This window comes from Leucobacter viscericola (genome assembly GCF_011299575.1).
In the GTDB taxonomy this organism is placed as follows: Bacteria; Actinomycetota; Actinomycetes; order Actinomycetales; family Microbacteriaceae; genus Leucobacter; species Leucobacter viscericola.
In genome coordinates this window covers 1-26,884 of sequence record NZ_CP049863.1, presented here as the reverse complement: position 1 = coordinate 26,884, position 26,884 = coordinate 1, and the positions used below count along the sequence as shown (strand labels likewise).

Below are 26,884 nucleotides of genomic sequence, written 5' to 3'. Positions count from 1 at the left end.
CTATGAACTAACTGTAAACTGTCTATATGTCTGAGAATTTCAATGCCCAGGGCGAAATTAGCCTCTCGATCAGCGGCATTGATGATCTCGAAGCTCTCATTACCGCAGTCGGAGCGTATAACCGCGAGACCGGTGGCACCGACGAGGCGATTGAGCGCCTCGAGCGCAATCTCAATCGACAGGCGCGCTCCGCTCGCGAAACCGCACAGGCAATGTCGGCAGGCGCGAGCGACCTCGCAAAGTACGCTGCAGGTTTTGCAGAGCTTGTGCAACAAGCTGATCTCGCAACTGACGCCATCCGAGCAGTAGCCCAGGCGCAAACTGGGGCAGGCGGCTCAGGAAATGCCTCCCAAATTTCAGCCCAGGCAATGACCCTGCAAGAGGCACAGAGGATCATCCAGATTCGTGAGGCAGAGGGCGTCACGGCAGAGCAGGTCGCCCGCAAGGTCATCACGGCCGAAGAAAAGAAGCGAGCGGCCGCGCTCGAAACCTACCAAACGCTGCAGCGCGAGAACGAAGCATGGGCGAAGCGCTACCAAGAGGGCTTCACCGACCCGAAGAGCTTTATGGGTCAGGCGAACTCAAGAGACTCATCGGCGGGCCTCAGGGCCAGCGAATCCATTTGGGCAGTAGAGGCCAAGGAGATTAGTGGGCTAAATCTCCAGTACGACGCGCATGTAAAGTCGTTCGATCGGGTCATGGCAGAGAAGTCCACAGCCTCTCAGCAGACGGCTCTCTACAACCAGTATCTCTATGACCAGGAGCGCGCCACCAGGCAGGCCAATAGCGCCACCAATGAGGCAACGGTAGCCCTCCCTCGCCTGCGTTACGCCCTCTACGATGTCGCAACCACGGCGGGCATTATGAACGCCGCAATCGGGGCGTCGGGGGCCGCCGTGCTTGCCGCCAGTGCAAGCTACGAATCAAGCTTCACCACGGTAGAGCGTACTACCGGACTTGTCGGAGACGGCGCTACACGAATGCGTGACGAGCTACTTCAACTCACGCGAGAGATCCCGCAAACCTTTGGTGAAATCTCTAACATCACGGGGCGCGGCGCTCAGCTCGGCGTCGCCACGAGTTCACTTGCCGACTTCACGGAAACCGTTGCGCAGTTCGTTGCCACCTCGGATACGGTGACACTCGATCAGGCAGTAGAGTCTCTCGGGCGAATCTCAAATCTCATGGGCGATACCGACTTTAACCGGATCGGGTCGTCCATCACGCTCGTTGGCGTCAATGCCGCCGCTACTGAGTCGCAAATCATTAAGACATCCCAGGAGCTCGCACCCTTCGGCACCTCAGCCGGATTCGCAACTCACGAGGTAATTGGTCTGGCCGCTGCGCTCGGATCGCTTGGCCAGCCGCCAGAGCGTGCCCGTTCGGCGTTTCTGTCGCTTCAGTCCGTCATGGATAAGGCAATCGGCGGAATTAACGACAAGCTCCCGGTGTTCGCTCAGCTCCTCGGCCTGAGCGCCGACGAGACTGCAAGGCTCTGGCAGCAGGACCCATCGCAGTTCGTCACCTCCTTCGTGCGGGCACTTGGCAACGTCGACAATATGACCGTCGCGCTTTCGGATCTTGGGCTCTCGGAGAAGCGCTCATCGCAGGTGTTCCAGGCGCTCGCATCGGACTCGCGCAATGCCGGTGAAGGGCTGTCCGTGCTCGAGCAGGCACTCGCCGACGCCTCGCAGGGGTATTCCGAAGGCACGGAGCTTGGCCGACAGTACGGCCTCATCGTTGACGACCTTGCAAGCAAGTGGCAAATCTTCCTCAACAGCATCATGGAAACGACTGCAGCCGTTGGTGATGCACTTGCACCAGCAGCCAAAGCCGCACTAGACATCATCACCCCCCTCGTTCAGCAATTCGCAATATTCGCGCGCTCCGCAGGCGGCAAGTGGGCCATCGGCATTGCAGCGACCCTTGCTGGGATTGCTTTCGGGTTGACGGGAATCGTCGCAACAGGTGCTCTTGCAATGGCTTCCGTTGCCGCAATGGGCACGGCGACCGCCGAGTTGTCTGCAGCGGGCGTCGGCTCCATCTTCACCCTTCGCGGAATGAGTTCAGCATTCTCCTCCGTCGCGGCCGCCGCAGGACTATCCACGCGGGCAGTGTCGGTCTTTAAGGTCACTCTGGCCAGCACGGGAATCGGGCTTATCGTGCTCGCTCTTGGCACCCTTGCCGCTGCATTCATGCAGGCAGGCGATAGCGCCGAGATGGCATTCGACAAGTACGTGGGCACGACTGCTGGATTGACGGAGGCTCTCGCCGCCGACAAAGAGGCATATAGTCAGGCAGTCGCCGAGGGGAACAATGCCGTCGCCGACTCCTTCCTTCACCTGCAGCCCAATGTTGACCTCGCAACCGGTTCCCTTGAGACAAACAACCAAGCTCTCAGCGACACCGCCTCGGTACTCGGACTTGCCGCACCTGCCTACGGAAGTGCAACGGGGGCGGTTGAAGGCTTTACGGTCGCACTTGGTGAAAACACCCTCGCCTGGGCACAGAACACCCTCATGGCGAGTGAAGAGTTTCAAAAACTTGCCTCAAGCAATCAGTTTGCAGAAACGTGGGCCGCGATGGGCGGCAACTTTAACGAAGTGCTGAACATTGCTGCCACACAGGGCCAAACTGGCGTTAGAGATTACTTCATACGGCTTGCCAACCAAACGGGGCAGTCTGCGAATGTCTACGCAAAAGGCACCGAGGGGATCTTTCAGAGCCTAGCCCGCGTAATTTTCAATGCGGGAGGATTCATTTCGGGGGCCCTAGACTCGCTTGGGCAGCTTTGGGGTAGCAAGCTCTCCACCCTTCAAAAGTTCCTCTGGTCGGGAATGACTGCCATTACTGGCGGCTTGCGTGGTGCTGGTTCCCTCGATCCCCTAAAAGATAACTTTCGTGACTTCAATGGGGTCGTGAACGGCGTTATCAATCAAGTAAAGACCGTTGGCGGTGAGGCAAACCGTGCGGGCAATGGGTTTGCCGAAGGCGCTGAGGGAGTCGACAACTTCACTGACAGTGTTGATGATGCAGGGGGCGCTTCCGAGAAGGCTGCCAAGAAAATCTACACCTTGGCAAACTACGCATCCGACCTCGCGTCGATTTGGGGCAGGGCGTTCGAGATTCGATTCTCCGGCCAAAGCACTCTTGACCAAGTGACCTCTGCCTGGATCAAAATGAAGAAGGCCGCAGAGGACTCGGCTGACGCGATAGCGAAGTACCGCGCAGAAATGGCGTCACTGAACGCAGATAAGACTACTCTCCAGTATTGGCTCATGGTGGCTGAGAACTACGGCGACTCGATTCGGGCGGCCGAGTTGCGGGCAAAAATTGGTGAGACTGATGTCAAGATCGCAGAGACTAAAAAGAAGCTGACCGCCGAGCAGGAAAAGAACAACAAGACGCTCGTCGGCAACAGCGAGGCGGCGGTCAATAACCGAAAGACGATCACCGATCTCGTCAAGAGCTACCGGGATCACATCGAGTCTCTCGCCGCGAGCGGGATGAGTAGCGAGGATCTCAAGAAAAAGACTGACGAGCTGAAGAGGAAGTTTATCGAGCAGGCCACCCAGCTCGGCTTCTCGCGAACAGAGATCAGCAAGTATGCAAAGAGCTTCGATGATGTGAAGTTCGCGATCGACAAGATTCCTCGCAACATCACAGTTACCGCGAACACAAACCCAGCGATCCAGGCGTTCAACGAGTTCAAGGCCAAGGCAGACGCAGCGACCTCCTCCATGACCAAACTTCGAAGCGCAGCTTCTAAGCCAATTCCAGGTGGGGCATTTAATAGCTTGTCTGGAGAAGCGGCAAGCGCTTCCGTTCGCACCGAGGCAATGATCCAGCTCATGAGCTTGGTGCCACGAGTGGCAAAGGCTATTGCCGATCGAGACGTTATGGCTCTCGCTGTCCTCGTTCCACAGGCCGCGCATTGGCAAGTACGGGCTGCGCGAGGATGGAAGGCGGGTGGCTACACAGGCGACGGTGGCACCGGCGAGGTCGCTGGCGTTGTCCACGGAAAAGAGTTTGTATTCTCGGCGCCAGCGGTCGCAAACCTTGGCGTTGGGAACCTGGCTCGCCTCCACGAGTCTGCCAAATCCGGTCGCGTGGGCGGCAATGGCAATGGTGGTGGTCTCGGTGCGGGCCCGATGGAAGTTGAGCTCTCACCAACCGATCGCCAGCTACTTGTAGATGTCAGGCAGGCAGTGGGCATATCTCTGGACGGAGGGGCAATGCAGCGATTCTTTGGTGCGGGTGCGGTTAATTCAGGAAGGACGGGCCAAGGATGAGTCGCGTTTTTTATATCGGCACACCGGGTCACCTCAAGCCGGTGAAAATGTTTCAGGCTGGTGGTGGACACACTTCTATGGGTTACGGAGAGAAGATTCAGTACCTTTCCGGCCGGGCGGGTATGAGAACGTCCTTCGGCTCGCACCGAGAGTACGACTTCTCTTGGCGTGGGCGCCGCGACGAACTCCAGCACCTACTCGACCTCTCGAGCGGCCTCTACGGGGACTCACCCATATATTTCATAGACCCGATGTGGGCAGACCGAAATATCCTTGCCGCGCATTGGGCGGCCCCCGTGCAGGCCACCCTTGACGCACCGCCCGTGTACGGGGATGATGCCCCTGAGGCTATTCAGACTCCCGCAAATAACCTTGATCTACCTGCGTCTGGGGCACTGCTCGTGCGCCAACCGGCCGCAAATAGTCGTGAGCATTACATTCCCATTCCACCAGGGCATTCCCTTCACTTCGGGTACGCGGGCACTCCCTCAATCGTTCGCCTCACCCCGATGCTAGGGGCCCAAAGGTCCGGGCCGGACGTGACGGCTCTCGCTGCCAATGTCACGAGCGGTAATATTCTCACAACCACCATCGCGGGGTCAGCCAGCCTGGACGGCGTGTCTATCTCAGTTTCACCCCTCGCCATCGCAGAGCTCTATGCGATGCAAGCGCAGGTTCTTCCGTCAACTGCGCAGCGGCCCGTGTCAAAGTTCCACGGCGGCAACGGGCATACCGGATGTCATTTTGAAGGCCATCCTGTCGTGACCCCATACTCAAGGCCGTATGACTCCATTGGTGTCACCGCAAAGCTCGTGGAGGTGGACGACCAGTGACCATCTCGATCAAGGTTGACGGCACAGATGTGACGCGAGAAATCACCTCGCATTCTGTGTCGGAAAACGCCACGCCCGTCAACGTTACTGAGATGAGCGGCGGCGTGAGTCAGATGACGCTGCAGCTCAAAGGCGGCAAGCGGGCCCGCCACATGCGCCGCAAGGAGGTCGAGCTTGTTGACTCCGGGCAGGGCAAGACGGTTGGGCGAGTCTCAAGCATTTCCGACCAGGAGCTCGCCGCAACGGTCACCGCAGATTCGAGAATGATCGCCTTCGTTTCTGAGCGGAAGCTTGATCCCTACGTTGGAAACTTGAGCGGCTACTTCACCTACCTCTGCTCTGTCGTAGGTATAACGAGTGGAATCGTCATCGACTCCTCCCTCTCAGCAATTCCCGTAGTTGCAACGGGGTGGAATGGGTCAGTTTGGGACCGTATAAAACAGCTCTGCTCTGCACACCGCGTCGAGGCTTCACTCGTCTCAAACAATGTGGTCTTTCGACCAATTCGGGGGCGGGTTGCTCAGACTCATCGCGATTCAGCCCGCACCGTTTCGGTCGATGACTCGAACACGGCTCAGCGAATCAAGGTCCACTATCTCGAATCTGCAGAACGTCGTACTGACCTCGCCTTCCCACTAGGTGGCTGGACCGAAGAGACGCGGGTGTTTAATGTCAAGGCTGGCGAAACCCTCGAGTTTTCGATCGACCTAAAGCCTGCTAGCGGCGAGGATGGGCCTGGAGTGAGCCTGCAGTCCATCATTCAACCGACCTGCGTTGATTTCGTTGGCCGAGACCATGTTGCCTCCTCCGTCTACTGTGTGGCAGGGAACGACGGCAAGCCAATCACTGCTTCACAGTGGCTTGCCACGGGTGGGAATCTTCAGGTGGAAATTGGAGAGGACTCGCAAACTCTCATTATCCGTGTGACTGGTTCGAGTATCGAGCAGTACGCGCCTTACCGAATCGCGGCGACGGCTGGCACAAGCAGCTACTACTCCTCCCTTCGAGTGCGTGGGACCGGGATCTTTTACAATCGCGCAACGATCGACATGGCGACTGGAAACTCAGCAGATGACTCTCCAACCGAGATAGGTGCAGAGGTGGAGAATCTAATGCTCGTTGGCTATGAATCTGCGTGGCGCGCTGCAGCCGACGCACTTTGCTCCTGGACCGGCCCAACCATGAGGCTCAATGTGACAACGCGAGGACTGAATAGAAAGGGGGACAGTGGCTCGGCCGCCTACCCCACAATCGGAGACTTCAACAACCTTTACCCGTTCGATACGTTTCAGACCTTCGATTCCAAGTGGCCCGTTGAGTCGATCGCCTCGCTAAACTCCTTCCTCTTCTCCAAAGTTGAAAACGAGTTTGAGAATCAAGCCTTTGGAAATATCGCTGGGTCTCGGGTGCTTGAGGGTGGTTTCTGGGCACGCATTTCCAGCGCGACCATTTCTCCCGCAACCGTGTCCTATCAAGCCGAAGCCGACACAACGATCGGAGACTTCAATTCCCACTACGGCGATATGTCCATTGCCTACTTTAATACTCTCGTTGGCAACTGGAGCGTTGGAGACCTTGGAATTGAGCCACTTATTCCACCCACCTAAGCCATACCTATGCTTTTGCTATAGAATTGCCGTATGCTAGCGCCACCGCAGAACACTTTCGATAGAGAGCAGTATCGCCTCATCGACTGGGTTATCGGCACGATCAGGGAGCACGATCGCCTCCTTGGTCTATCCGCAAGCTTGAGCGGAAATACGAACCTAGAGCTCAACGGATCAATCGACCAACTCAATCGCTCCGTAGACCAGCTCAACACGACCGTCGCTGAGGTCGTTTCGCTCGTAAAGAACCTCCCTGTTACGGTTAGCTCATCTAACGCAGTAACCAATATTTCAATCAACGCCTCTTGGGTAACGAAAGCCACTCTCACTCTTGAAGTCCCGGCCGACAAAAGTCGCGTTAGCATTCTCGCCACGGGGGCGGCTGAGGCTCTTGACAGGACTACGGGCGGGGTTACGGTGGCCTACCTACGGCTCGTAGTCGACAGCAGCACGAGTAGACAGTTTTCCGCGAGCAAGGATGCGGGAGCCACGGTCGTAAACAACGTCATGTCTGGCACCCATTCTCGCTCATATGCGGTCACGCCAGGCTCAACGATCACTGTTTCCGTACAGTGCATGGCCCTCAATGGCAGCGCTTTCCCAGCAAACGCCGCAAACTTCGCTCAAGTTACCGCACTTGCGACTTTTTCAAACTAGGAGATTCAAGTGGCAACAACACCCAGAGGCATTCCCCTCATCGACACGAATACCAAGATTGCCCCGTTCCAGGCACATCACAATGGGATGGCAAATGCACTGGACACTGCCCTCGGCAATTTTGACAATCGACTCTTGCCACTTGAAGGCAAAATGTCTAAGCCAGGAAAGGTACTCTGGTCCGGCTCGGTTTTCCTAAATGGCATTCAGTCGATCGACCTCACAGAATCGATTTCTAGCCAACTCAGCGGTGTTTGCTTAATCTGGTCCGAGTACGCAAGTGGTGCGGCAGTCAACGTGAACTTCACTCATCAGTTCATCTCGAAAGCCCAGGTGCAGCTCTATTCCGGTTATGGAGTGCGTCTACTGACGAAAGTCGGCGCAGACGTCGTGAGTAAGTATTTTTACGTTACGAACGACAAAATCTCGGGGAACAACGACAACAATGCCGCCCCTAATAATCGCTTGGTTTTGCGTGAAGTGGTAGGGGTGTGACCATGTCGCTCAAAACCTTAGTGACGCCGAACTGCGGGCACCACGAGTACGCGAGAAATTGTCTCCCGATGACGCAGAAGGCGTTCGTCACCCAATCGACCACTTAGAAGCGAACTCAGGCGACACAACTTAACTTTTGAAAGAGAGCAGAGGCTATGACCCACTCACCACTCACCGCCTGGACGGCACCGACGTCTAAGTACAACGACATCGGGCCTCGCGCCGTAAATCGCCTCATCATCCATCACACCGCAGGTGGAACGAATGATGGCAATATTGCCGTACTCTCATCCTCCAGCCGGGAGGTGTCGGCAAGCTATTGTCTACTTACAACTGGCGATCTTGTGGGCATCGTTCCCGAGGAGTATCGTCCCTGGACCTCGAATGCCCCAGGTTACGACAATGACCGGAACTCAGTTACTGTCGAGACCGTCAACACGACTGGGGCCCCTGATTGGGGCGTTTCCTGGGCGCAGGTCGAGAAGCTGGCCCAGCTAGCGGCTGATCTCTGCAAGCGTTACGGGTGGGGTCGGGTTGATCGCAGCCGGGTGGTTGGCCATCGCGAGGTACTCCCTGGCGGCTACACGGAGTGCCCCGGCCCATTCCTGCACGGCCAACTCAACAACATCGTGGATCGCGCCAATGCGATCCTTTCAGGCGCTACCGGCGCACCAGCACCCAATGGGGAGGAAATCGTGAAAGAATTTACCGGCGGAAGCAGCCGAAAGGCACCGCAGAAGATCAAGGGTGGCAATACCGAATACATTACGTTCCGCGATAAGTGGACAGATGACAAGTGGGGCGACAGGACTATTGCGCGAGGCCCCGGCTTCCTCTCCGGCACGATTAACATCGCCATGGAAGGCGAGGCCGGAACTCGAGTCGCCTTCCAGCTAGTTCGCGAGACTGGCGAGAACAAGAACCGACTGCAGATCGCCGACCCGCGTAAAACAATCGATTCACTCGGCAAATTGTCATTCCAGATCAACTTCAATCGTCGCCTCGCAGAGGGTCAGCTCGTTCGACTGCTAGCGCGAGTGCAGAACGGTAAAGAGGTTGAGGTCACGGAGTTCTATTGGGACGGCGGGCGCTCCGAATAACGCTGAACCTCATCTATTAGGTAGCCCTTCATGTCAGAAGCTTTCTGGATAGCCGTCGTCGGCGCAGGCGGTGTCGTGTCAACAGCTCTCTCTGGGATCGTGATTGCAATGCTTTCCCGCCAGCATAAGAGCGTAAAGAGCGTGAGGGAGCAGGTCGAGAACGATCACAAGCTCCCGGGCGGCGCCCCTTACAACCTTCGCGACAACATTGACGCAAATCAAACTGCCGTAATGAGCGAGATCCGAGGGTTGCGGAAGGATGTCGGGCGTCTCGACAATCGCGACATCGCGCGCGGTGAAGAGATTCGAGAACTCTCACGCACCCTCGGCCAGCACCTTGATTGGTCGCATGGTTGGAAATCGAAACAGGCGGAAGCCACTCACGAGATCGCTGACCGACTAGAAGACATCGAAGACACCCTCAACCCAACAAAGAACAAACCGAAGGAATAACCATGCTCACCAACCACCACAAGACTCGCCTTGCGATTTACATCGTCGGCGTGGCCGCACAGGTCACGAGCTTCTTTGTCACGCTGGTATCGCCAGAACTGGCTGGAGCCTTCTCGCAGACCGCCGACGTACTCGGAGCGATCGCTCTCACTACAGCCCTGACCAATGTGAACGATGTCACTGGGGCCGCAATACCTCAGCCGTTTACTGACGAGGTTTAGTCAGCTAATTCATCTCGGGCACCGGCCACAACGATTCGATTGTTGGCCGGTGCCCTCGCGTTTTTGCCCATGCGATCGCATGCCGGATCGCGTCAGTCGCGTGCGGTTGACCCTTTTTCCAATAACCCGTGCGCCTGAGTAGCTCGTCGGGCGCGTGGGCCTTGTAAACGTTTCGCTGAAAAATCGGTGCAGATTGGCCAGCAAGTGCCCGCATGGTCATGAGAGCCCCTTCAATCCTGAGTGCTTGAACATCCGGCTTCGGCGTGCGTCCGTCATCTACGAATGACTCGCTCACGAGAATGTCGGCCCTACAGATCACCACCTGATTGGAGATAACCCCGTCGATCCCGCTCTGCCACTGCCCATGCTCGAGTAAGCGAATCGGGTCGGAGTCGTTCACCGACCAGAGAGAGTACCCTGTCGTTCCCCCAGGGTCGAGGGTCAATAACGTTGTCATGCAGCCTTCTCCTTCGTTCTTACGGGCGCGAGCACATCCAGCCACGGGTCGATGTCCTTCAGCTTCGTGTGGAGCACTTTCTCTTTGGTGACAACATCCCAGGTGAAGGCATCTACGAACCTGTTCGCACCCTTGGACTCCCAGGTAGCCAGGAAAGCGGCCACCATTTTTCCGTCATGGCGACGCCTGGCGCGCAGTTGCCAGTATTGAACGTCGCAAGGTTCGAGCTTGACCTCCCCCGCCCTGTCAGTTCCCCTGTAGAACGTGCGACCAGTGCGAACCATCGCCACCTCCACCCACACTTCCCAGCCCGCAGCTTCAAGGCGCTTGTACTTGCTGCGCAGGGTGGATGGCGCGGCCGAAACGAGTGCTGGTGTCATCGGAGCAAGGAGTTCGCTAGGCTCATCATCGGGATTGCGCCCTCTCCCGCTTCGTGTTGTCGACGGCATTCCTTGAAGTAGGTGGCCCAGTTGCCCCAGAGACTAGCGAGATTGGTGTCAATCACAGAAGCACATCCCTTCAACTAGATAGCAGCCTTCCTCAAAGCACGGTTCACAGCACCCATTAAGCGGATGATAGTTACGAACGGCAAGCTTGTTACCGCAGCGGCATTTACACTCAGGCGTTGGCAGTTCTGCAATTTCATCACCCAGAACAGCCTCCAGCCAGTCCTTCGCCATGAATCCACGCTCGTCGTCGGCCGGGGCTGTGAGCATCCATATCAGGGCGTGGCGCACCGAGTCGACGTCACAGGGGTTTGACACTAATGCGCAGTCTGATACCCACGGAGGTGGACCTCCCAGGCCGAGCACGCGGGCATGAAGCCCAGGTACGGCCCTCGTTGGGATGATCTTCATTTCGAGATCAGCTCCGGCTTTGGCCTCCTTGAGCACCGCGAGCTGCCCTTCAGTCATCGGCCAGGGATGCACCTGCACGGGACGACTTCAGCCACGACTCACGTCTCCAATCCCTTCTTGTGCTTGCGGATGCGATTCCAAACGTAATCTCGGCTTTGCCCGATCAGGGTGGCAATCGCATCCACGGAGGTCCCCTCCTGGTACGCCTTGTAGTACAGGGCGATCGCTTCACCTTCGGGCAGGGTCAATGCCTGCTCGATGATCTCGAGCGTTTCGGGATTGAGCCGGCCCCCACGCGAATCCGTTTTTTCAAAGGCGTCAACCAGCTCATTCGGGTCGAGTCGCACAATCGACGCGATTTGCCTCTTTGAAAGCGCGTCGAATTCCGCCAGCTCTTTCGCGAGCACGCGCCGCTCCGGTCGTCCAATGAGGTCCGATGCTGCGTAGGCGGCTATCGCCTTGCCTAATAGTGTTGTCATGTTACTCCTCCAATCAGTTTCAGTATTTGAGTGTCGCCGTTGTTCTGCAGCTCTCGCTTTGCCCTACCCTCGGCAACTAGCTGTGCAACCAGCGTATCTGTGGCGCCCTTGGTTTCCATTGGCGACCTGCGGTAGACGTTCTCCATTCGCATTTCACCGCCCGCGCTTCGAATCACTTTCTCAAGCTTGGCGACTGACCGCACGAACGGCGATGAGTCCGTTGCGGTTACGAGGTGCAAGAGGTTTCCGAACCACTCTTCGCCCTGTTCGATGGCAAGAAGTAGGTCGGTTTCCTCAAGCACCCTACGACCTTCCGACAGTGCCACCAGACACGCGGCTTTCAGGATCGCATCGGACATTCGTTTGACGGACGGGTAGAGGCGCTCCTTCATCTCGGGCTGCTCGTCGGCGAGCTCGTACATGCGCTCCTGGCAGGTGACAAAGCGCTCAATCAGGAAATCGTCAATCTCCATCTCAGCAGGCTCGCCCGATGGAGCAATGCGATTGGCGGTTGACCGGAACTGGGCCGCCCACTGCTTTTGCATCGCGCGCGGGTCGATCTCGCGGCCCCGCCCTGGCTGCCGAATTCGCGGCCGCATTGCCTCCCTGGTGCGTTGATGCTCGTCACCGATCGCCCAGACGAATCGAGGAAGGAACCCGCTTTCCCAGTCGCTCGGTTCGAGCACGTCAGTTACGCCTTCGAAGGTGCCCATGTAGTGAATCGAGAAGTAGGTGCGCGCGCGCTTGTCGGAGACCTCCTTGTTGGTCGTTCTCAGCATCTTTGGCACCTCGCCGTCGTAGAGCAAGGTGAGGGCTTGTGACAAGCCAGCCAGGTAGTCCTTCTTTTTCATCTCGGCAATCTGACCGTGTGCTTCATCCTTGTTGAAGAGCGTGGCCTTCCCGTCGCGCTCAATCAGTTTGGCTCCGAGCGCTGAAGGGGACGGATCGCCACCGATGTCTGGATCGTCCTCCTCGGTGAAGCACGTTCGCAAGACCGAGTTCATGATGCGTAGCGATTCTGACTTGCCGGTAGTGGTGTCGCCGATCACAAAGCCGTAGATATTTAGACCTTTGTCACTGCCACCTTCATACGGGATGATCCCCACGGTGGAGAACACAGCTGAGAGAACAAACCAGCGATTCATGCGATGGTAGGGCCCGTTGTAGACGGAGGTAATCTCCTTCGCCCATTCAAGATAGTCGGTCCCCCACCACGACTTACCAGTGATGGCTCGGCGCTCGCTCTCGGTGAGCAGCTTGGCCGCTTCTGGGCGCTCTGGCAGGTCCGGTTTCTCGATCGTTGCCAGCGGCTCCTGCGTGGACTCGGCAACAGGCTCGGTGGCAGGCGCATCGTCAATCACGATTGCGGTGCCTGCAGCCGGAGTGGTGGCCGCCTCGGACACTCGAGGCTTCAGCTTTGACTCGACGCCCTCCACATCGCGATAGAGCCGCCGCAAACCGTATTCGCCACCCTTGTACCGGTCAGAGCACTTAGAACCATAGATCACGGAGGCCGTCTGCTGCACGCCGAGGCCCGCCAGCAAGCACTCCTCAATCAGTTTGACTGGCTTGGCGTCGGGATCCCCGACGACCTCCAAGAAAGAGCGTTGCGATTTAGGTGCGAACGCCGGAAGAAGATTGACCGACTCTACGAAATCGAGGATCTCCGGCAACTGCTCGGCGGGCGGGTCGGCGAACTGGCCCCGCGTGGACTCGCGCGCGCTTTCCCATTGCTCGAGAATCCTGTCCTCGGACCACTCCGGCCAGACCGGCGTACAGGTCAGCATGATCTCAAGCGCTTTGTCCTCGGTGAGCGCGTAGCTCGGCGTTCGCACCATGCGCCAGAGCCAGCAGCTTGAGCGGAATACAGTGTCGTGCCACCCGTCGCCAGCGCTCCACTTCCGAGGAAGCGCTAGAAGCCACGACTGGATGTGGGAAAGGTCTGCCAGCTCTGATTCAGAGGGTTCGGCAACCTTCTCGACCCCTGCGAGTTCGGCGGCCTCTTCATCGCTCATTTCCTTGTACGACTGACGTTCAGGAATGAGGTCGAGGAGTGCTTGTGGCGCATCCGGGATGTTCTTGAGCGACCCCGTATACACGCCCTCGCTAGTTCGCGAGCCAGGGCCCACCACGAGGCCACCCTCGCCACGCACATCTACGCCTGGGTGGAGCTTGGATCGGGAATTACCAATCTCGACGTCGTAGACACGGAAGTAGTGGTGACTCCCCCGTCCTTGCGCGGCGAATAGACAATGGCACTGGAGTCCTCTATGCCAGTGCTCTTCCACCATTTGCGCGCCTCTTCACCGTCAAGGTCTATGACGATGATGTTGTTTGCGAGGCCGGTACGGATGCCGTAATTACTGTAGGGCTTTTCTGTAAACCACTGCTGGATAGTGAGCGGGTCCGTGGTGGCCGCTTCCTGCCACCCTTCCATTGCTGGAATTTTCTTGCCAGGTACGGCTGGAAATACTCTAAGTCCAAGATCAGCAACTTCGAGTGCCGAGCTGAGGGCGGTGCCTGAAATGATTCGTCCTTTCGCTCAAACTGAATGTTTTGAATCTGTGCGTCGCCAGGAGTCGAACCTGGTGCCGTGTCGCTACCGAGAGGCTGGCTCGCCTCCGAGTTGCTGGCAGTCACCGCCGCCATTCAAATGCTGGTTTGCCCTGAATGGTTGGTGGCATCCGCTACCGACGCCGTGCGTGATGTAGTCGCACCCCTATTGGGTTTTGCTGCGGTGGGCTACGGCTGGATTGCCGCGCCCGCTACAGCTTTGGAGTCCCCTCTCCCATTGCGGCGATAAAACTAGAACGCCTTGCCCGAGCCCTCGGCGGCGGCCTGAAGGGCAGAATCGCCACTACCGCCCTTGTCACCCTTGTTACCCCAAGGTGACTCGGCGCCCTCCTTCGGGCGAACGCGCTGCCAACCGCGGATGCGCCAGGCTCGACGACACCCTCAAGGGCCTTGGGGGCGCGGTAAGAAATTGACGCTGTTTTCCTTCTCGCCAGCGTTTTTGAAATGATCCTGAACGCGAACGCCGATGCCAAGACGCGTACCACCAAGTTCTTCGAGAAGCGGGAGGCCCTTGCCGGTCGTCACCGCTTCCTTCGTTGCGCCAACGGCCAGGAAGAAGTTGAAGAAGTCAGAAGCGACTGCGCCAGCAGGGTTCTTCTGGGTCGGCGCCCAGCGCTGGAACAGCGGGACCATTGCGAACAGAATGCGGCCTGCGCCCACTGGCGCGCCGTCGATCACGCGCAGTTGCAAGTTCAGATACTTGCGGCCTGCGTTATTCGAGGATTCGCCATATTCGCCTACCTCGCCTTGCGAATCGTGACCTCATACGAACCTGCGGGCAGAATCTCAAAGCTGCTCGCCTCCTTGATGAGATCCTCTGCCTGGTTGTCAACTTCAGCCATGAGTGCTGTAGCCATGATGTTTCCTCCTAGATGTTTAGTGACTAATTTGGGTGGCCGGTGCCTGGGATTAGGCGGCGCCTTTTCTTCTTGGTTGGACTGGTGGGTGGTCTTGGCCTCGATCATCTCGAACAGTTTCGGCAAGTCGGGGTCGATGATGAATGGCGGCAATGAGTAGCGATTCTTGGAGATCACTACTTCACTCTCGGCGACACGAGCAACGAGGTGCGTATTGCCACTTTCGGGATCTGCCTGGTACTCGAGTATGCAACGATCGACGGAATGCCACCGATTGCGTCTTTGCTTGAGCCGGAGAGCCTTGGCAGGATTCGGTGAGCGCCTGACTCGAGGGTCTGCTCCTTGGAGTGGCAGGTAACGATCGACATAAAGTGCTTCGATTCGTGCAGCTTGCGCACGATCTCATCGGTCCAGATTCCGAGATCACCGAACACACCGAAGGTGTTCTTGGAGCCTTCGTATTTCTTCTTAATGACCTTTTCCGCCACATCTTGAGCGACGTCAAGTGTGTCGAGAATCACCGCATCGTAGCCGAAATCGGTTTTGGTGATCTCGTCAACAACGGCATTGATCTTTACGAACGCATCGCCATCGAGCGACGAAACCTGAAGGATTTGCAAACGACCTTCGACAATGGCTTCCTTGATTACGGGATCGTTCATCAACACTTCAGCACCATTGTCAATATCAATGAAGAGCACCTTTTTGAAGCCTGGCGCCTTAATGATCGAACCGGCGATACTGGTCTTGCGAGTGCCGTGCGTGCCGTAGAGCAGAATGCTCTTCGGTCGACCAACTTCCTCGGGCGGTTGAATGAACGCCGCGAATGTCGGAGTTGGAGAGTTGTGACGTTGGACATAATGATCCTCCTAGTTTGTGATTTTAGCTGACTACTTCACGCATTGGTGTTCTATGCAGCAATTGGCGTGACAACTGCTTGCTCCTGCGCGTTCTTCACTTCAAGGGAGCAGGGGAAGCAATTCACGTTGCGCTCAAACCCTCGAGAGGCTTGCCCGACTGGAGCTCGGCCCAGATGTCGAGGCCGCGCTGCCAGACAAAGTTGGCGTATTCGGGGTTGTAGTCGAAACTCAGTACGTAAAGATCGTGCTTCTTGTGCTCGTCTTCCCAACCGTCAAGGCAGGGTTATCAAACCAGCCAGTGCCGTCGCGCGCAATGAGCACGATACTCATTCGCTTGACGTCGTAACCCTGCAGCGCCTTGCCTCGTCCGTAACTCTGAAGCTGGGCAAAGTAGCCCGTTACCTTGTACTCCATCTTGACCATCTGCTCGGCGTACTGCGCTTCGCTGAGCTTGACGTCCTGGTGCCGTCGACCGAAGATCCTTCAGGGTGCCCTTTTGCATGTGCAGGAAGTCAATCAGCAACAGAATGTCTTTGCGCTTCGAACCCTTCCAGTCAAACAGATGCCCCTCACTGGGAAGAAAGAGGTCTGCGGTGGAGCCGACGCGACCATATCCAGGGATAAGCCGAGAGAGAATCGCTTCTCAACCTGCGCGTCAGGGAATCTGCGAGCAAACGGCGCAATGCGCTGGCGCTTGATGTCATCCCATTCTTGCACGATCAGCCTTCCGCTGCTCTGCGAGCCAGGCTTTCTGCCGCATTTCCTTGAGGGCATGAATTGCAGTTCCCCAAACGCGGCCAAGGTACGCCCGGTCGAGCATCGGCGTTTCCCGCATGTCGCCCATAAGGTTGCAGGCAAGGCAGTAATTGCAGCCATTGGCGAATTCGAAGCGCCGATCTTCTGCTGCATATCTCGCGCAGTCGGTGCCTTGAGAATGTCAACGCTAGCGACGAACCTCATCATCGTAAGTGCCACGATGATCCTCCAATCTGTTTTTGTTTGCGTTTTCCATTGCTGACTAATCTACACATTAGTGTTAATTCCTGTCAAGCGGTTTCTGAAATTTCCTGAAACCGTATACCCGACACCCCACCCCCCATGCGGGGCGTCGAGTTTGGGCCGCTCATCACAGAGCTCAAGGAGTGGGCAACCTCGACACAAGGCGCGCGCCTCGACCCGAGTAGCGGCTTCTCGTAGTCAACATAGAGCGACTCACCACGAGACATTTCGGCTTCTTCACTCCTTCTGAATGGCGTGCCGCAATTCAGCCTCAGGATTCCTTTTCGCGCAAGGGCTCCGCTTTCTCTCGTAGTTCTTCGATCTCTAGGTGCTCTCGATACGTCTCGACGTCGATCGGGCACCAAACAGTTGACGCTCAATCCAGTCGCGATAGTCGGCTATTGCCTCAATGATTTGGTCGATAGTCATTCGGTTCCTTTCGCTGCGCTCTTTGAGTATTTGCGCTGCAGCCTTCGCGCTTGCCTTCGATGGGTGCGTGAGCTGGGGTCCATACTTTGCCTGCAGTGCCAGCCAAACCAACAAGCACACAGGGACACAACGAGTGCAACGACAGAAGCCCAGAGTGACAAATCACCATCATCACCCCCGTCTGACGCGAGTGCTTGAGCACCTTAATGGACGGCACATCCCATCCGCACCCTTCATTCCAGTGTCTCGCTGACTCGACTGCTGCATGGACACGAGCGATTGCCGCCAATGCCGCGTCACGCTCGGCACGCACGGAGTCCACGAGTTCCTCTCGGGCCTCGATCCAACGTGGAGCACCTACTTCTTCCCACTCTTTAAGGTCCACTTCATGCTTCTTAACTGCTGCGCGTGCTTCTCGTTAGCTCAGCGATCAGGGCCCGCACATGTGGGCTATGCTTCGCACCGGCATGCGTTCTAACTCGTCAAGATCAAGTTTCCGCTCACCATTCCACTCCCGCCCAAAGTCCAGCTATAAACAGGGTCACGGCAACCGACCCGCACCACACTGCTACACGCGCGGATGTCGTTGCCTTCCGATCATCAATCCCGCTCTCAACACCGGCATTTACTAAGCCGCCAAAAGCGACGATCGCAAACGGGAGCGCGGACAGCATTAGCGCCACGGTTACGCTCATTCTCTTCCTCTCGTTGATACGGGGTTTGTCTGCGCGGCAAGCTTCCCGAGTGGCGCGAGTAGCGTTGACGGTTCCTTGTGCCCCACATAGACCGCCTCGGCCGCCTCGTACAGCGGGTATGCAATCCGGGCAAGATCGTCCCACGCTTTCTCGGCGGCGGCACGCTCAACCTCAGCAAGCATGCGCGCCCAAACTCCTGCCGTCTCTGGGCTTTGAACTCCTCAGTAGCCGTCACGCTTATTGTGAGGTTGAATATCTCGTCCGTGTTGGCGTGTATCCCTCACTCACTACGATCACCCCGCCTGCACTCGTCGCACTTGTAGAGCCACCGGAAACCCCACAGGGCTCGAACTCCGGCATGGAAGCGGCACTCTGGGTCTAGATGGGTATGGACCTTGAACGTGATCGTTGTGACGCTCATTGCCACCACCTCGCTCCCTTCCATTTGCGTGAATACCGCGAGAGAACCTGTCAGCAGCGATCTCCATGTCTGCCAGAACGTCTGCACGGTCAATCAGACCTTTTGGCGCAATCCTTTCCAAATAGTCGGCGGTTTCACGAACGGCCTCAGCACGAGCCTCGCCAATTTCGCTTCGTCTGCCGTTACCGGCTCTACCGGAGAGGCCAGGGCACCGCAGCCATATCCACGACATCTCCGACGAGTCTCGTGATCCATGGTGTCTGCTGCAAGGGTGACGCTTGGAGAGCATAACGAACGCCTTGGCGTGTACTGCTCCGATAGCTTCTCGCGTTCAACTCTCGGGGCAGTCACACAATCCGGGCACTCCCCAGAGTTCATGTGGTTGCTACCCACAAGCCCAATTCATTGCAGGTTTGGCATGTTCGGTGCGGGTGGGGTGACACCAGCAGCGATGCGTAAACGGCTCGGCGGCATCCTGAGGCGTATGCCCGTCATATTCAGGCGGCAGTTCCGCCTCGGGAACAGCGAATAGGTCCCAATGCTCCGCGCGATAATGGTTCGACACCTGGCCAGTCGGAAGCGTCGCCGGTCACGATAAAACCAGCCTACGCCAAAGCACGGTTCACCGTCCGAGTGCTTCCAAGATTTCACCACTGGAATACCAGCCAGTAAGCCACCCATCGCCGCGTGAGCGTTGTACAGCATTCGATAGTCGTACAGCTCGTCAAAAGTGTGATGACCGTCAGAGGTGCTACCAGTAACCGGGACGACACCAGCAGCAGAGAGAGCGGAGCCCTCAGTAAAACCGTCTATCCACGCATCCTCAACGTTTGAGAATGGGTTTCCGTCGATGAATACCCCGCTAGCAACTTTTCTTGGCCCGCTCCCGCTGTTCTTCGCTCGGCTCACCCACCAACAAACCAGCAGCGGCGAGAGCTTCAGCTTCTCGAAAATCGATCGCGGTTGATGCTCAGTTCAAGCTCCCACGAGTCACCAAGTGAGCGATCAAGTGTTCGCCTTTGCTCCCAGATCACCCGTGCGGCCGTTTCGACCGCTGTCTTGCGTTCTGTCTCAGTCATCGCGCCCCTCCAAGTTCGTTATGCGGGATCGTGTGCGCTTCGTAGGCATGTCCACGCTCACGGTTTCTTGTTCCATCTGACGACGGATACCACCGGCCATTGAGTGCCATTGCGCTTCAGTGCAACCCTCAAACTGCGCCTTTAGGTCGGCCTCTTCATGCGCTGCTTTCTGCCGGTCACGCACCATCGCCGAGACGCGCGCAGAAGCCTCTGCCGCACCCTCGATCGTTCGTCAAGTCTTGCTTACGCTCAGCTACCGCGCCAGCCACAGATCTGATTCCATCGCGCGCGCACGAGACCGAAACGCGCTCCGGAGTGTCACGCTTCACCGCTCTCTCCGTCCTTATCGTCAATCAGGTAAAGATCACGGGGCGTCGGCCCTCCCAACGTGTCAGTGCAAGAGTCCAACCCGAGAGGCGTTGACGCAACTAAACCGGCGTATCGCCCCAACATCGTCGTGAACCCGCCCTTTATTTCGCGCACCTCGAACGGGGTGCGTCCCGGCCTCTCATATGCCAGGCATTTCATCTCGCTGCGCTTCATTCCTCGCCCTCTCCGGTACCGGCAACCACACTCGTTGGCGGACGCAAAGGCAGAGCATTGGCGTAAGTGCCACTTTCGACTGCTTCGACTACCCGCTCTTGTACCTCGATAAGGCTGGTGCACAACTCGTCCTCGTCCATGTCGGCATCAGCCGAGTAGCCACCTTTCGAATTGCGGTGCCCAACGCTGTACTCCCATTCCGGTTCTGTCGCTTCGGGTACAGCAGCACGAGAAACCGCGGATACGCAGCAAGGATCGCGTCAGCCAACCCCACGGCTTCCTCATCGAGCAGCCCAGTAAGACACGCGTCCACCAATTTCTCGGCCAGCAGCTTTGCGAGCTCGCCACGGTCTGGTGTGTTTGGTGTCGCTTCCAAGGCGTCAGCAACGAGAGTGATTGCCCGCTTCGCCCCGTCGGGAATCGAGAGGTTGAACTGCGGGTCTGCCAGCTCTCGCAACTTGTCGATCTGTGCGCGTTTCTGTTCTGGTGTCATGGTGTCATCGTCCTTCGTACTGCCACATCACAGCGTTGCAGTAAGCGTGGACAGCCCCTTCCGTCATGTCAGTGTCGTGGTTGTGTTGAAGGTGGACTGGGTACTTGAGAAACTGGGGCGGAAAAAGCTTCCAGTTGACCGGCTTCTTGGTTATTGCGCTCGGCGGCTCTTTGTCGAGTTGCGATCTGCAGTAGAAGCACATCCCCTTCTGCCTCCGGCATACTCCTCACGCGCTTCACGCCGCTCCTGCCATGATGAAGTTGAATAATTGATCGGAAGTTCCATAGCGACTCCCCTACTTGCGTCATCGTCATTTCGTTTGTCCTATCTGCGCGAGAACCCGCACGGTAAGTCTTGCGTGAAATTTAGTCGACTAATTCACGCGCGAGCTTGGAGATATTCAGCTCACGCGCGCAGCCATCACACTCATCGGCGAGGTCAACATTGACAACCTCGAGAGAGATTTCGGGGCACCACAAATGACTGCAGATAATCGCAACTGTGCGAGCGATCGCGGTAAGTTTCCACTCGAGCTCGCATCCTCATAGCATCAATCATCTCTCGCATCTCCTCGGACCCGTGGGCCTCAAACGAAAAGCGTATTTTGGCGAGCATTCATCGCATCTCTCCAATCACTCATATTAGTGTTCAAAATTAGCTGACTAAACACAACAGTTCATGCGGCCTTCATTGTGACCGCCATAGAGGCCGATCGACCCCGCAGGACTGCAAGCACGCCCTCGTCATACGTGTTGCGCGCCACGATCTTGACGTGCTCGAATTCTTTATCAACACCTCGGCGCCAGATGCGATGAACAGCCTGATTCTCCGTTACCGCATCACCCTCAACTTCGGACATTTCGATTACCTTCGAGCAGACCTTCTGAAATCCATCGAGGCCAGTTCCAAACGCCTTTGTGACAGCCACAATGTATTGCAACCCGCCCTCGTCAAGCGGCGTAAGAAACGCAGCCTTGATTGCGTCACGTCCCACACTATTTACGTCCCCAGACCACTCAGCAACGGAAAGCCCGGCCCGAAGCATTCGCCGCACGGTGACCTTCGCAAAGCGCTTCGAATCGGTGTAGATCACGACCTTTTGGCGACCGTAGTGATTGAGAATCCCACCAACAGCATCAAGAGTTGTGCTCACGCAATCGTCGGCAAATGTCACTTCACCATTCTCGTCAAACGACATCTCTCCCAAGGTTGCAGTGCGGAGCCTCTGTCGCTGCGCAATGGGTACCTCGGCGACAAGCGGCGCGAGAGTCTGCTCAGATGAAAGCGGGTGGCGTTCCTTGAGCCACGCGAGCATGTCTCGCTCCATCTGGTCATACTGCATACGCTGAACTGGAGAGAGGTCGATGTAAACCAGCTTAGGATCAGGCACCTTCTCTTCGGCCTCGATGCGGAAGTAACTCGGCAACGATTTCACGAACTCTCCCGGCTCCTTCTCGCCAGCAATCTGCTCAATTTCCACAAGCTTGCCATTGCGCTTCACAAAGACAGGCTCGCCGAGTGCGCACCATTCGTCTTTCCAGCGGTGGAAGGATGTGTCAATCAACTTTGGCCAAAGCCAACCCGTGATGCTCCAGGCATTCTCGAATTTGTTGCCGTAGAACGTACCGCTCAGCGCGCCCTTCCATTTCGTCGGGATGGAGAGTAGAGTGCGGCGGCCGACGTTCTTTCGGTTTGCCGCGAGGATATGAACCTCGTCAACGATCAGCGCATCAAACGGCACCTTCATTTTCTTGTAGGTGGAGGTGAACACGCTCGCGCACATACGCGGGCTCAGCAAACTCGGGCCCGTGAAAGCCAAGCTGCCAAACCGGCATTGGCAACTCCGGCGCAGTTGGCAGTTTCGTGTATTTGATTACCGGCGCGCCATCGCGATCGAGCTCGGGAATGGGTTTGCCCTCGGCGTCGAGCTTGTTTCGGTGGTCCCAGTCCTGGGCTGTGAGGTACTGGGAACCTGAGAAGAAGATTCCTGGCTCCCCCGCGAGCATTGCGGCAAGGTTTGACTTCCCTGCCTTGGTCGAGTTCACTGTACGCAGATTGAGCGCCCCGTCACTCTGATCTTGCAGCGCCTCGGCCCATTGTCCAGCTGTATCTTTCACCCCCACGATCAACACACGCCCCCATTTGGCGCGGTGTACGATTTCTGCAGTCACGCCGGTCTTGCCCTGGCCCATCTGAGCCGTTGAGGAACGCACACGTTGGCTCCTCGAGCACGCCTTCGATGATCTCGTTCTGCCCATCGGTAAAGCGCGGCAGATCGTCGGTGGCGTTGGGATCGTGGGGGTGAATCTTCAAGGTCAGGCTCCTTTAGAGGTCGATCTTTTCAAAGTCGCTGGCGATCTCAAGATCGAAGATGCCAAGCGGGTTGATGCGATCAGATTAAGGAAGGTCTGGTGGCTCATCTTCGGATTCACCATCGGGTTATTGCCCTGTGCCGTCGAGTACCAGGATCCCGCCACGAACATTGCCGCGAAAGTGTAGGTGACCTGATTTGAGCCCAGCATCTTCCATCGGATAAGCGTCCCGTCGGGGAAGGGCGAACTTTGCGCAGGTCTGCGATGAGGCGCTCCTTGGCCTCACTTACGGCCACCAGCGCGGAGCTTTTTACCCCCGCACCCTCACCCTTGGAGGTGTTCTGAAATGCTGTTGTCATGATTTCTCCTTTATCTTGTCGTGCGTTTTAGCTGGCTAGTTTTGGTTCTGGGGTGCGAATGTCTCGCAGCCAAGGTTGCTGCTCCATGACGCTCTTGAGCACGGTGTCGGGTTGACCGTAGACGGGCAGGAGCGCGTAACGATCGCCGCTCGGGTGGTCGATGGTGTACAGCGCTCGGCGCCAGTGATTGTTTACTCGGAGGTAGAGCATTTTTGGGCCTTTCTCTTGGTGTCAATTCGTACCGAGCCGATGAGCAGATTGATGATGACGCAGTACCGACTTGACCACTGCGCACCTATTTTGTAGTTCCAGCCGCCACCAAAGCGGCCCATGTGACTCTTTTTGGATCTCACTTCAAGGTGAATTGTGGTGCGGCCAAACGTCCACCACTTGTCGAGGGTCCGTGTAATTTTCACGCGCCCACCTCCGCCAGATACGACGACCGGCAGTGATGCTTTTGACGTCCAGATGCTCCTGACTACCATCCTGAAAGACGATGATATTGACCTCACGAAGGACTTTTACAACAAACCCGGTTCGGTTCCTGAGCACATTGCCTTCTTTGATGTCCACCGCCCACACTTCGCCTGGCTTCGCGTCATGCCACGGCTTCGGCTCGGGATGAGCTTCAAAGTAAGCGCGCCGCCGCCGAGCTATGCACGTTGCCGCCAGGCAGTGACTCAGTGCGGGTAAATGTATAGCTCGGCCCGTAGGACTCATTTATTACGATCACCGTTTCGGGGTTAGAGTCAGGCAACTTCCGCACCACGTACTCCGGGTATTCCGGCCACCGCCACCGGCCTAGCTCGGTGTCACGCTCATGCTGGAAGAACTCACGCAACGCTTTAGCCATCGCAGACTCTAGCGAGAATCCGTTTCGACCGCCTTTGGTCACAGCCTCGCCGACCGGATGCCACTTCCGATCTCCAATAATTTCATCTGCCTTTCGACACATAAGCCGAGCAAACGTCGAATTGTTTTCAGTCTTGAGCTCGACCCCGTTACTTGCTGTGAACTTTTCCATCACTCGACCCCTTCCTCTTCCATAATCCAACCGCCCTGCTCAGACAACGCTTCCTTGAATGCGGCGATTGCATCCGATAGCGCATCGCCAACGCCCTCTGGTGCGATTCAAGGTCGAGGTCGGTCAGGTGAGTGTGAGCAAATAGGCGATTGTGTGCGCCCTCATCCCCAGCTTCGATGGCGCTCACCGTCACGGAGATGAATTTCGGCGTAACCACGATGTCAATATCGAGTTTTTCCAACTCGAATTCCAGCCCTCGCAACATTAATGTGGACATCACTTCTTCCCTTCCATTTTGGGCATGACCCGCTCAAACAGGTCCTTCACGAGCGATTCGGCCAATTCCTGAGCGTTGAGGCTAATCAGGCTCTCTAGCTCCTCAGCGAACTCCTCGCGATCTAAGTTCGAAAGTAGCCCCATGCCCTCTTCCCACTGGGAAACCTGTGCGTCGCATACATACGCTTCGACCTGCCCCTTGTCGGTTACACGTAGTTCTATCTCGACGCTGCGCGTTGAAGTCGTTTCGCTCAAACTCCAGCTCTCCTTTTCTTCGGGCCACAGTTGGAATGCTGCGGCCGCCGTTGCAATTCCAAGCACTACGCCGCCAAGCGAGTGCCACATTTCGTTTGGGAGGTCAGCATTGCGGTGCCGACGATCATCCCAGCCCACCACGACGCGCGCTTCACCCAGAGCGCGAGCTTTGCCTTCTCTCTCAGCACTCATCAGCGCACCGCCTCCACGGCCTTCGCGAGCTTTTCTTGGCTCGACGGAAGGTCAGCCCAGGCCACGACGGGATGCTGCTCTCCCAGCGACTCGATAAAGCCTTCGGTAAGCGGGATGAACTTACCGCTCTCATGCTGCACGAACTCGGCGTAGACGAACTCACCTGGGATGGGCTGCGCCCAGTCGGCCCGGTCCTTGGCCCGAAGGAGTTCCTCGCCAGAGAGGGTGATAATTATGCGCTCCGCTTCCGTGCCGGCCTCTCGGATTAAGACAGCGAGATCCTCGACCGCTGGCTTCACCGATTCTTCGACTTGGCCGATATGGTCGGCCAGTTGCACGAGGCGCTGCACGGTGTAGTAGTCCTTGGTGCCCATGATTTCTGCGCCCATTCGACGCATCGGTACACCGCTCGCGCGCGCTTCACGCATTGCCTTTGAGAGAGTGAGCTTCATGACAGAGACTTCAGCCTCAGCGGCGATCTTCGCGCGCGCGAGTGCCGTGTCGCGCACCTCAACATAGGCCGCGTATGCGCGCTGCACGGTCTCGAAGTGCGCCTGCTGCACGTCGGTGAGCACCTTTGGTTTTCCTGCCATGATTTAGGCTCCTTCGGTAGCTGGGGTGAGATTTGCGAGGCGGGCGAACACTTTGCTGGCATGTCGCTCATGGCTCGGGCGCGCCTTGTCGCGTACAACTTCCTGGTAAATCCGAGTGGCTTCTCTACGGGACATTGATAACTGAAACCCTTGCGTGAAGAGTCCCCAGTCATGGGCGTGCTCCCTCAGCTGTCTCAGCGTGTAGCCGTCTCCCATATAGTCCCGGAATGCAAGCAGAATCGGGTTGGGGTCATTGACAACGAACTCTGCGCGCGGCTCCAGCCTGATAACGTCACCGACAAGCGACATGTATGCGTCGTCCGTATCCCTTTTGCCAGTTGTGTAGTTCATGACAGGGAGGGGGTCGTTATTGACTGCTTGGCTATTGAATATCGTCATGCCGTTACCTCGACTCTGCTGATCGGATTGTCGTAGCCGAACATCTTGCCTTCGTCGTCGATGAACTGAGCGAACCAGCCAACGTAGTGCTCGGGATACTTTGCAACTTCGAGGGCATCGGCAACCTGCCAGTTATCCGGGTCCGGCGTGACAGCAGGGCAGAAACCCAACAGTGTTGTCACCGTCCCTATCTCTCCACCCTCAGGCTTCCCGACTTTCGTTCCCTCAATCTGAACACGATGCGGGCGAGGCACCTTGAATGGATCGCTCGCGGGGCTTTCGTAGTGAATCATCATTGTTGCCACGATCAATCCTCGATTCCCGCGTAGCGCATCAGGGCCTCAATGAAGTCATCCTTTGATTGCAGCTCATCATCATTGCCGTCATCAGGGTCACCCTCGCGCGCAGCCTCCATTTTGCGGTAAAGCTCGTTGAGCTCAGCGCGCTCGCCGGGCGCAACGCCCTGCCGAAATGCAGCCGGTTCTCAATCGTGTTGATCTTCTCGATGAGGTCGTAGGCAAACGATTTCCAGACTTCGAGATCCCCCTCGATCAGCGCTTCACCCATCCAGATTGCGGGCTGATCGTTGGTTGTGCCGTTATTGTCCTCGAACTCACCCGGCTCGATAATCTCTACCTGATCGGGGACCGTGCCCCAGTACGTGTTGTTACTCATGCCCCTAATTCCTCCGTCATCTTGTGAGCATCGGCTCAATGAACCGGCTCCATATGTCATCGTGATTTCCTGAGCGGATTGCCTCAGCTGCATCCTTAGGCATTTCCTCACCCCAGGAATGTGCTCGCTCATCGAGTGCTTCCGCGATCAGCTCGTAAATGTCGCGCTGCGCTCGGTCGCGCTCGATTGCAGCAATGATGATGGTTTGTCATCCTGGCCAATGCTTATGTCTGTGTTGAATATTTCATCCGCGATTTGCTCGGGTGTTTTGATACTCACTTCGCGTCTCCCCTAGTTCTCGGCATAGTAGGTCACGCCACCGACGTCGATAAACGAACGCCCGAGACCATTGCCCGCAACCGACGCATTCCAGTAGCAATTTGCCGCGTCCTCAGTGG

At 57.0% G+C, this 26,884-nt stretch carries 31 protein-coding genes and 2 pseudogenes; 9 read left to right on the top strand and 24 right to left on the bottom strand.

Annotated features, from left to right (window positions below; genetic code table 11):
- Positions 1–26 precede the first annotated feature (26 nt).
- The 8 genes from G7068_RS00150 to G7068_RS00115 all read left to right on the top strand — a co-directional run bounded on the left by G7068_RS00150 (position 27) and on the right by G7068_RS00115 (position 9,658).
- Positions 27–4,292, top strand: a complete 4,266-nt coding sequence (locus G7068_RS00150; protein ID WP_166287212.1) for a phage tail tape measure protein — start codon at positions 27–29, stop codon at positions 4,290–4,292.
- Positions 4,289–5,125, top strand: coding sequence for a hypothetical protein (locus G7068_RS00145; RefSeq protein WP_166287209.1), 837 nt, complete (start codon positions 4,289–4,291; stop codon positions 5,123–5,125). The genes G7068_RS00150 and G7068_RS00145 overlap by 4 nt, the downstream gene beginning before the upstream one ends.
- Positions 5,122–6,732 carry a hypothetical protein gene (locus G7068_RS00140; RefSeq protein WP_166287206.1) on the top strand — a complete coding sequence of 537 codons (1,611 nt, stop codon included), beginning with the start codon at positions 5,122–5,124 and terminating at the stop codon, positions 6,730–6,732. Before G7068_RS00145 ends, G7068_RS00140 begins: the two co-directional genes overlap by 4 nt.
- A gap of 33 nt (positions 6,733–6,765) precedes the next feature.
- Complete coding sequence (locus G7068_RS00135; protein ID WP_166287203.1) at positions 6,766–7,389, top strand: hypothetical protein; 624 nt, start codon at positions 6,766–6,768, stop codon at positions 7,387–7,389.
- A 9-nt stretch (positions 7,390–7,398) separates the two neighbouring features.
- Positions 7,399–7,884, top strand: a complete 486-nt coding sequence (locus tag G7068_RS00130) for a hypothetical protein (protein WP_166287200.1) — start codon at positions 7,399–7,401, stop codon at positions 7,882–7,884.
- 155 nt (positions 7,885–8,039) lie between these two features.
- Positions 8,040–8,984, top strand: a complete 945-nt coding sequence (locus G7068_RS00125) for a peptidoglycan recognition protein family protein (protein WP_166287196.1) — start codon at positions 8,040–8,042, stop codon at positions 8,982–8,984.
- Between the two features lie 30 nt (positions 8,985–9,014).
- A complete protein-coding gene (locus tag G7068_RS00120; protein WP_166287193.1) occupies positions 9,015–9,437 on the top strand; it encodes a hypothetical protein in 423 nt (140 codons plus the stop codon).
- A gap of 2 nt (positions 9,438–9,439) precedes the next feature.
- Positions 9,440–9,658, top strand: a complete 219-nt coding sequence (locus tag G7068_RS00115) for a hypothetical protein (RefSeq protein ID WP_166287190.1) — start codon at positions 9,440–9,442, stop codon at positions 9,656–9,658.
- Between the two features lie 4 nt (positions 9,659–9,662).
- Here G7068_RS00115 and G7068_RS00110 read toward each other — a convergent pair whose 3' ends face one another.
- The 16 genes and pseudogenes from G7068_RS00110 to G7068_RS00050 form a co-directional block, all read right to left on the bottom strand.
- Positions 9,663–10,115: a hypothetical protein gene (locus tag G7068_RS00110; RefSeq protein ID WP_166287187.1), complete on the bottom strand. Its 453-nt coding sequence runs from the start codon at positions 10,113–10,115 to the stop codon at positions 9,663–9,665.
- A complete protein-coding gene (locus tag G7068_RS00105; protein ID WP_166287184.1) occupies positions 10,112–10,495 on the bottom strand; it encodes a hypothetical protein in 384 nt (127 codons plus the stop codon). Before G7068_RS00105 ends, G7068_RS00110 begins: the two co-directional genes overlap by 4 nt.
- A 117-nt stretch (positions 10,496–10,612) precedes the next feature.
- On the bottom strand, positions 10,613–11,029 hold the full coding sequence (locus tag G7068_RS00100) for a hypothetical protein (protein ID WP_166287181.1): 417 nt from the start codon (positions 11,027–11,029) through the stop codon (positions 10,613–10,615).
- A gap of 41 nt (positions 11,030–11,070) precedes the next feature.
- On the bottom strand, positions 11,071–11,451 hold the full coding sequence (locus G7068_RS00095; protein ID WP_166287178.1) for a hypothetical protein: 381 nt from the start codon (positions 11,449–11,451) through the stop codon (positions 11,071–11,073).
- Positions 11,448–13,643 carry a DUF3987 domain-containing protein gene (locus G7068_RS16570; RefSeq protein ID WP_280116226.1) on the bottom strand — a complete coding sequence of 732 codons (2,196 nt, stop codon included), beginning with the start codon at positions 13,641–13,643 and terminating at the stop codon, positions 11,448–11,450. The genes G7068_RS00095 and G7068_RS16570 overlap by 4 nt, the downstream gene beginning before the upstream one ends.
- On the bottom strand, positions 13,607–13,978 hold the full coding sequence (locus G7068_RS16360; protein WP_280116225.1) for a bifunctional DNA primase/polymerase: 372 nt from the start codon (positions 13,976–13,978) through the stop codon (positions 13,607–13,609). The genes G7068_RS16570 and G7068_RS16360 overlap by 37 nt, the downstream gene beginning before the upstream one ends.
- Before the next feature lie 428 nt (positions 13,979–14,406).
- A complete protein-coding gene (locus tag G7068_RS00085; protein WP_166287172.1) occupies positions 14,407–14,715 on the bottom strand; it encodes a hypothetical protein in 309 nt (102 codons plus the stop codon).
- Positions 14,716–15,058: 343 nt separating this feature from the next.
- Positions 15,059–15,658: an AAA family ATPase gene (locus G7068_RS00080; RefSeq protein WP_280116224.1), complete on the bottom strand. Its 600-nt coding sequence runs from the start codon at positions 15,656–15,658 to the stop codon at positions 15,059–15,061.
- 312 nt (positions 15,659–15,970) lie between these two features.
- Positions 15,971–16,165 (bottom strand): hypothetical protein, encoded by a 195-nt coding sequence (locus G7068_RS00075; RefSeq protein WP_166287170.1) that lies wholly within the window; start codon positions 16,163–16,165, stop codon positions 15,971–15,973.
- Between the two features lie 1,505 nt (positions 16,166–17,670).
- Positions 17,671–17,865 carry a hypothetical protein gene (locus G7068_RS00070; RefSeq protein WP_166287167.1) on the bottom strand — a complete coding sequence of 65 codons (195 nt, stop codon included), beginning with the start codon at positions 17,863–17,865 and terminating at the stop codon, positions 17,671–17,673.
- On the bottom strand, positions 17,862–18,047 hold the full coding sequence (locus tag G7068_RS00065) for a hypothetical protein (RefSeq protein WP_166287164.1): 186 nt from the start codon (positions 18,045–18,047) through the stop codon (positions 17,862–17,864). The genes G7068_RS00070 and G7068_RS00065 overlap by 4 nt, the downstream gene beginning before the upstream one ends.
- Positions 18,048–18,671: 624 nt before the next feature.
- A pseudogene (locus tag G7068_RS16710) lies at positions 18,672–18,860 on the bottom strand (WDGH domain-containing protein); the annotation flags it as partial.
- Between the two features lie 35 nt (positions 18,861–18,895).
- Positions 18,896–19,195 (bottom strand): annotated as a pseudogene (locus G7068_RS16705) (WDGH domain-containing protein); the annotation flags it as partial.
- Positions 19,196–19,996: 801 nt separating this feature from the next.
- Positions 19,997–20,401, bottom strand: a complete 405-nt coding sequence (locus G7068_RS00060) for a hypothetical protein (RefSeq protein WP_166287161.1) — start codon at positions 20,399–20,401, stop codon at positions 19,997–19,999.
- A 676-nt stretch (positions 20,402–21,077) separates the two neighbouring features.
- Positions 21,078–22,172 carry a DEAD/DEAH box helicase gene (locus G7068_RS00055; protein ID WP_166287158.1) on the bottom strand — a complete coding sequence of 365 codons (1,095 nt, stop codon included), beginning with the start codon at positions 22,170–22,172 and terminating at the stop codon, positions 21,078–21,080.
- Positions 22,132–22,614, bottom strand: a complete 483-nt coding sequence (locus G7068_RS00050; protein WP_166287154.1) for a hypothetical protein — start codon at positions 22,612–22,614, stop codon at positions 22,132–22,134. Before G7068_RS00050 ends, G7068_RS00055 begins: the two co-directional genes overlap by 41 nt.
- Before the next feature lie 88 nt (positions 22,615–22,702).
- Between G7068_RS00050 and G7068_RS00045 the strand changes: the two genes are divergently transcribed.
- Positions 22,703–22,900 carry a hypothetical protein gene (locus tag G7068_RS00045; RefSeq protein ID WP_166287151.1) on the top strand — a complete coding sequence of 66 codons (198 nt, stop codon included), beginning with the start codon at positions 22,703–22,705 and terminating at the stop codon, positions 22,898–22,900.
- 199 nt (positions 22,901–23,099) lie between these two features.
- Here G7068_RS00045 and G7068_RS00040 read toward each other — a convergent pair whose 3' ends face one another.
- The 8 genes from G7068_RS00040 to G7068_RS00005 form a co-directional block, all read right to left on the bottom strand.
- Complete coding sequence (locus G7068_RS00040; protein WP_166287148.1) at positions 23,100–23,282, bottom strand: hypothetical protein; 183 nt, start codon at positions 23,280–23,282, stop codon at positions 23,100–23,102.
- Between the two features lie 418 nt (positions 23,283–23,700).
- Positions 23,701–23,925 (bottom strand): hypothetical protein, encoded by a 225-nt coding sequence (locus tag G7068_RS00035; protein ID WP_166287145.1) that lies wholly within the window; start codon positions 23,923–23,925, stop codon positions 23,701–23,703.
- Between the two features lie 148 nt (positions 23,926–24,073).
- Positions 24,074–24,376 (bottom strand): hypothetical protein, encoded by a 303-nt coding sequence (locus G7068_RS00030; RefSeq protein WP_166287142.1) that lies wholly within the window; start codon positions 24,374–24,376, stop codon positions 24,074–24,076.
- A complete protein-coding gene (locus G7068_RS00025) occupies positions 24,373–24,819 on the bottom strand; it encodes a hypothetical protein (protein WP_166287139.1) in 447 nt (148 codons plus the stop codon). The genes G7068_RS00030 and G7068_RS00025 overlap by 4 nt, the downstream gene beginning before the upstream one ends.
- Positions 24,819–25,412: a hypothetical protein gene (locus tag G7068_RS00020; RefSeq protein WP_166287136.1), complete on the bottom strand. Its 594-nt coding sequence runs from the start codon at positions 25,410–25,412 to the stop codon at positions 24,819–24,821. Before G7068_RS00020 ends, G7068_RS00025 begins: the two co-directional genes overlap by 1 nt.
- 3 nt (positions 25,413–25,415) lie before the next feature.
- On the bottom strand, positions 25,416–25,811 hold the full coding sequence (locus G7068_RS00015; RefSeq protein WP_166287133.1) for a hypothetical protein: 396 nt from the start codon (positions 25,809–25,811) through the stop codon (positions 25,416–25,418).
- Positions 25,808–26,116: a hypothetical protein gene (locus G7068_RS00010; protein ID WP_166287130.1), complete on the bottom strand. Its 309-nt coding sequence runs from the start codon at positions 26,114–26,116 to the stop codon at positions 25,808–25,810. The genes G7068_RS00015 and G7068_RS00010 overlap by 4 nt, the downstream gene beginning before the upstream one ends.
- Positions 26,117–26,144: 28 nt before the next feature.
- Positions 26,145–26,486, bottom strand: coding sequence for a hypothetical protein (locus G7068_RS00005; RefSeq protein ID WP_166287127.1), 342 nt, complete (start codon positions 26,484–26,486; stop codon positions 26,145–26,147).
- Positions 26,487–26,884 lie beyond the last annotated feature (398 nt).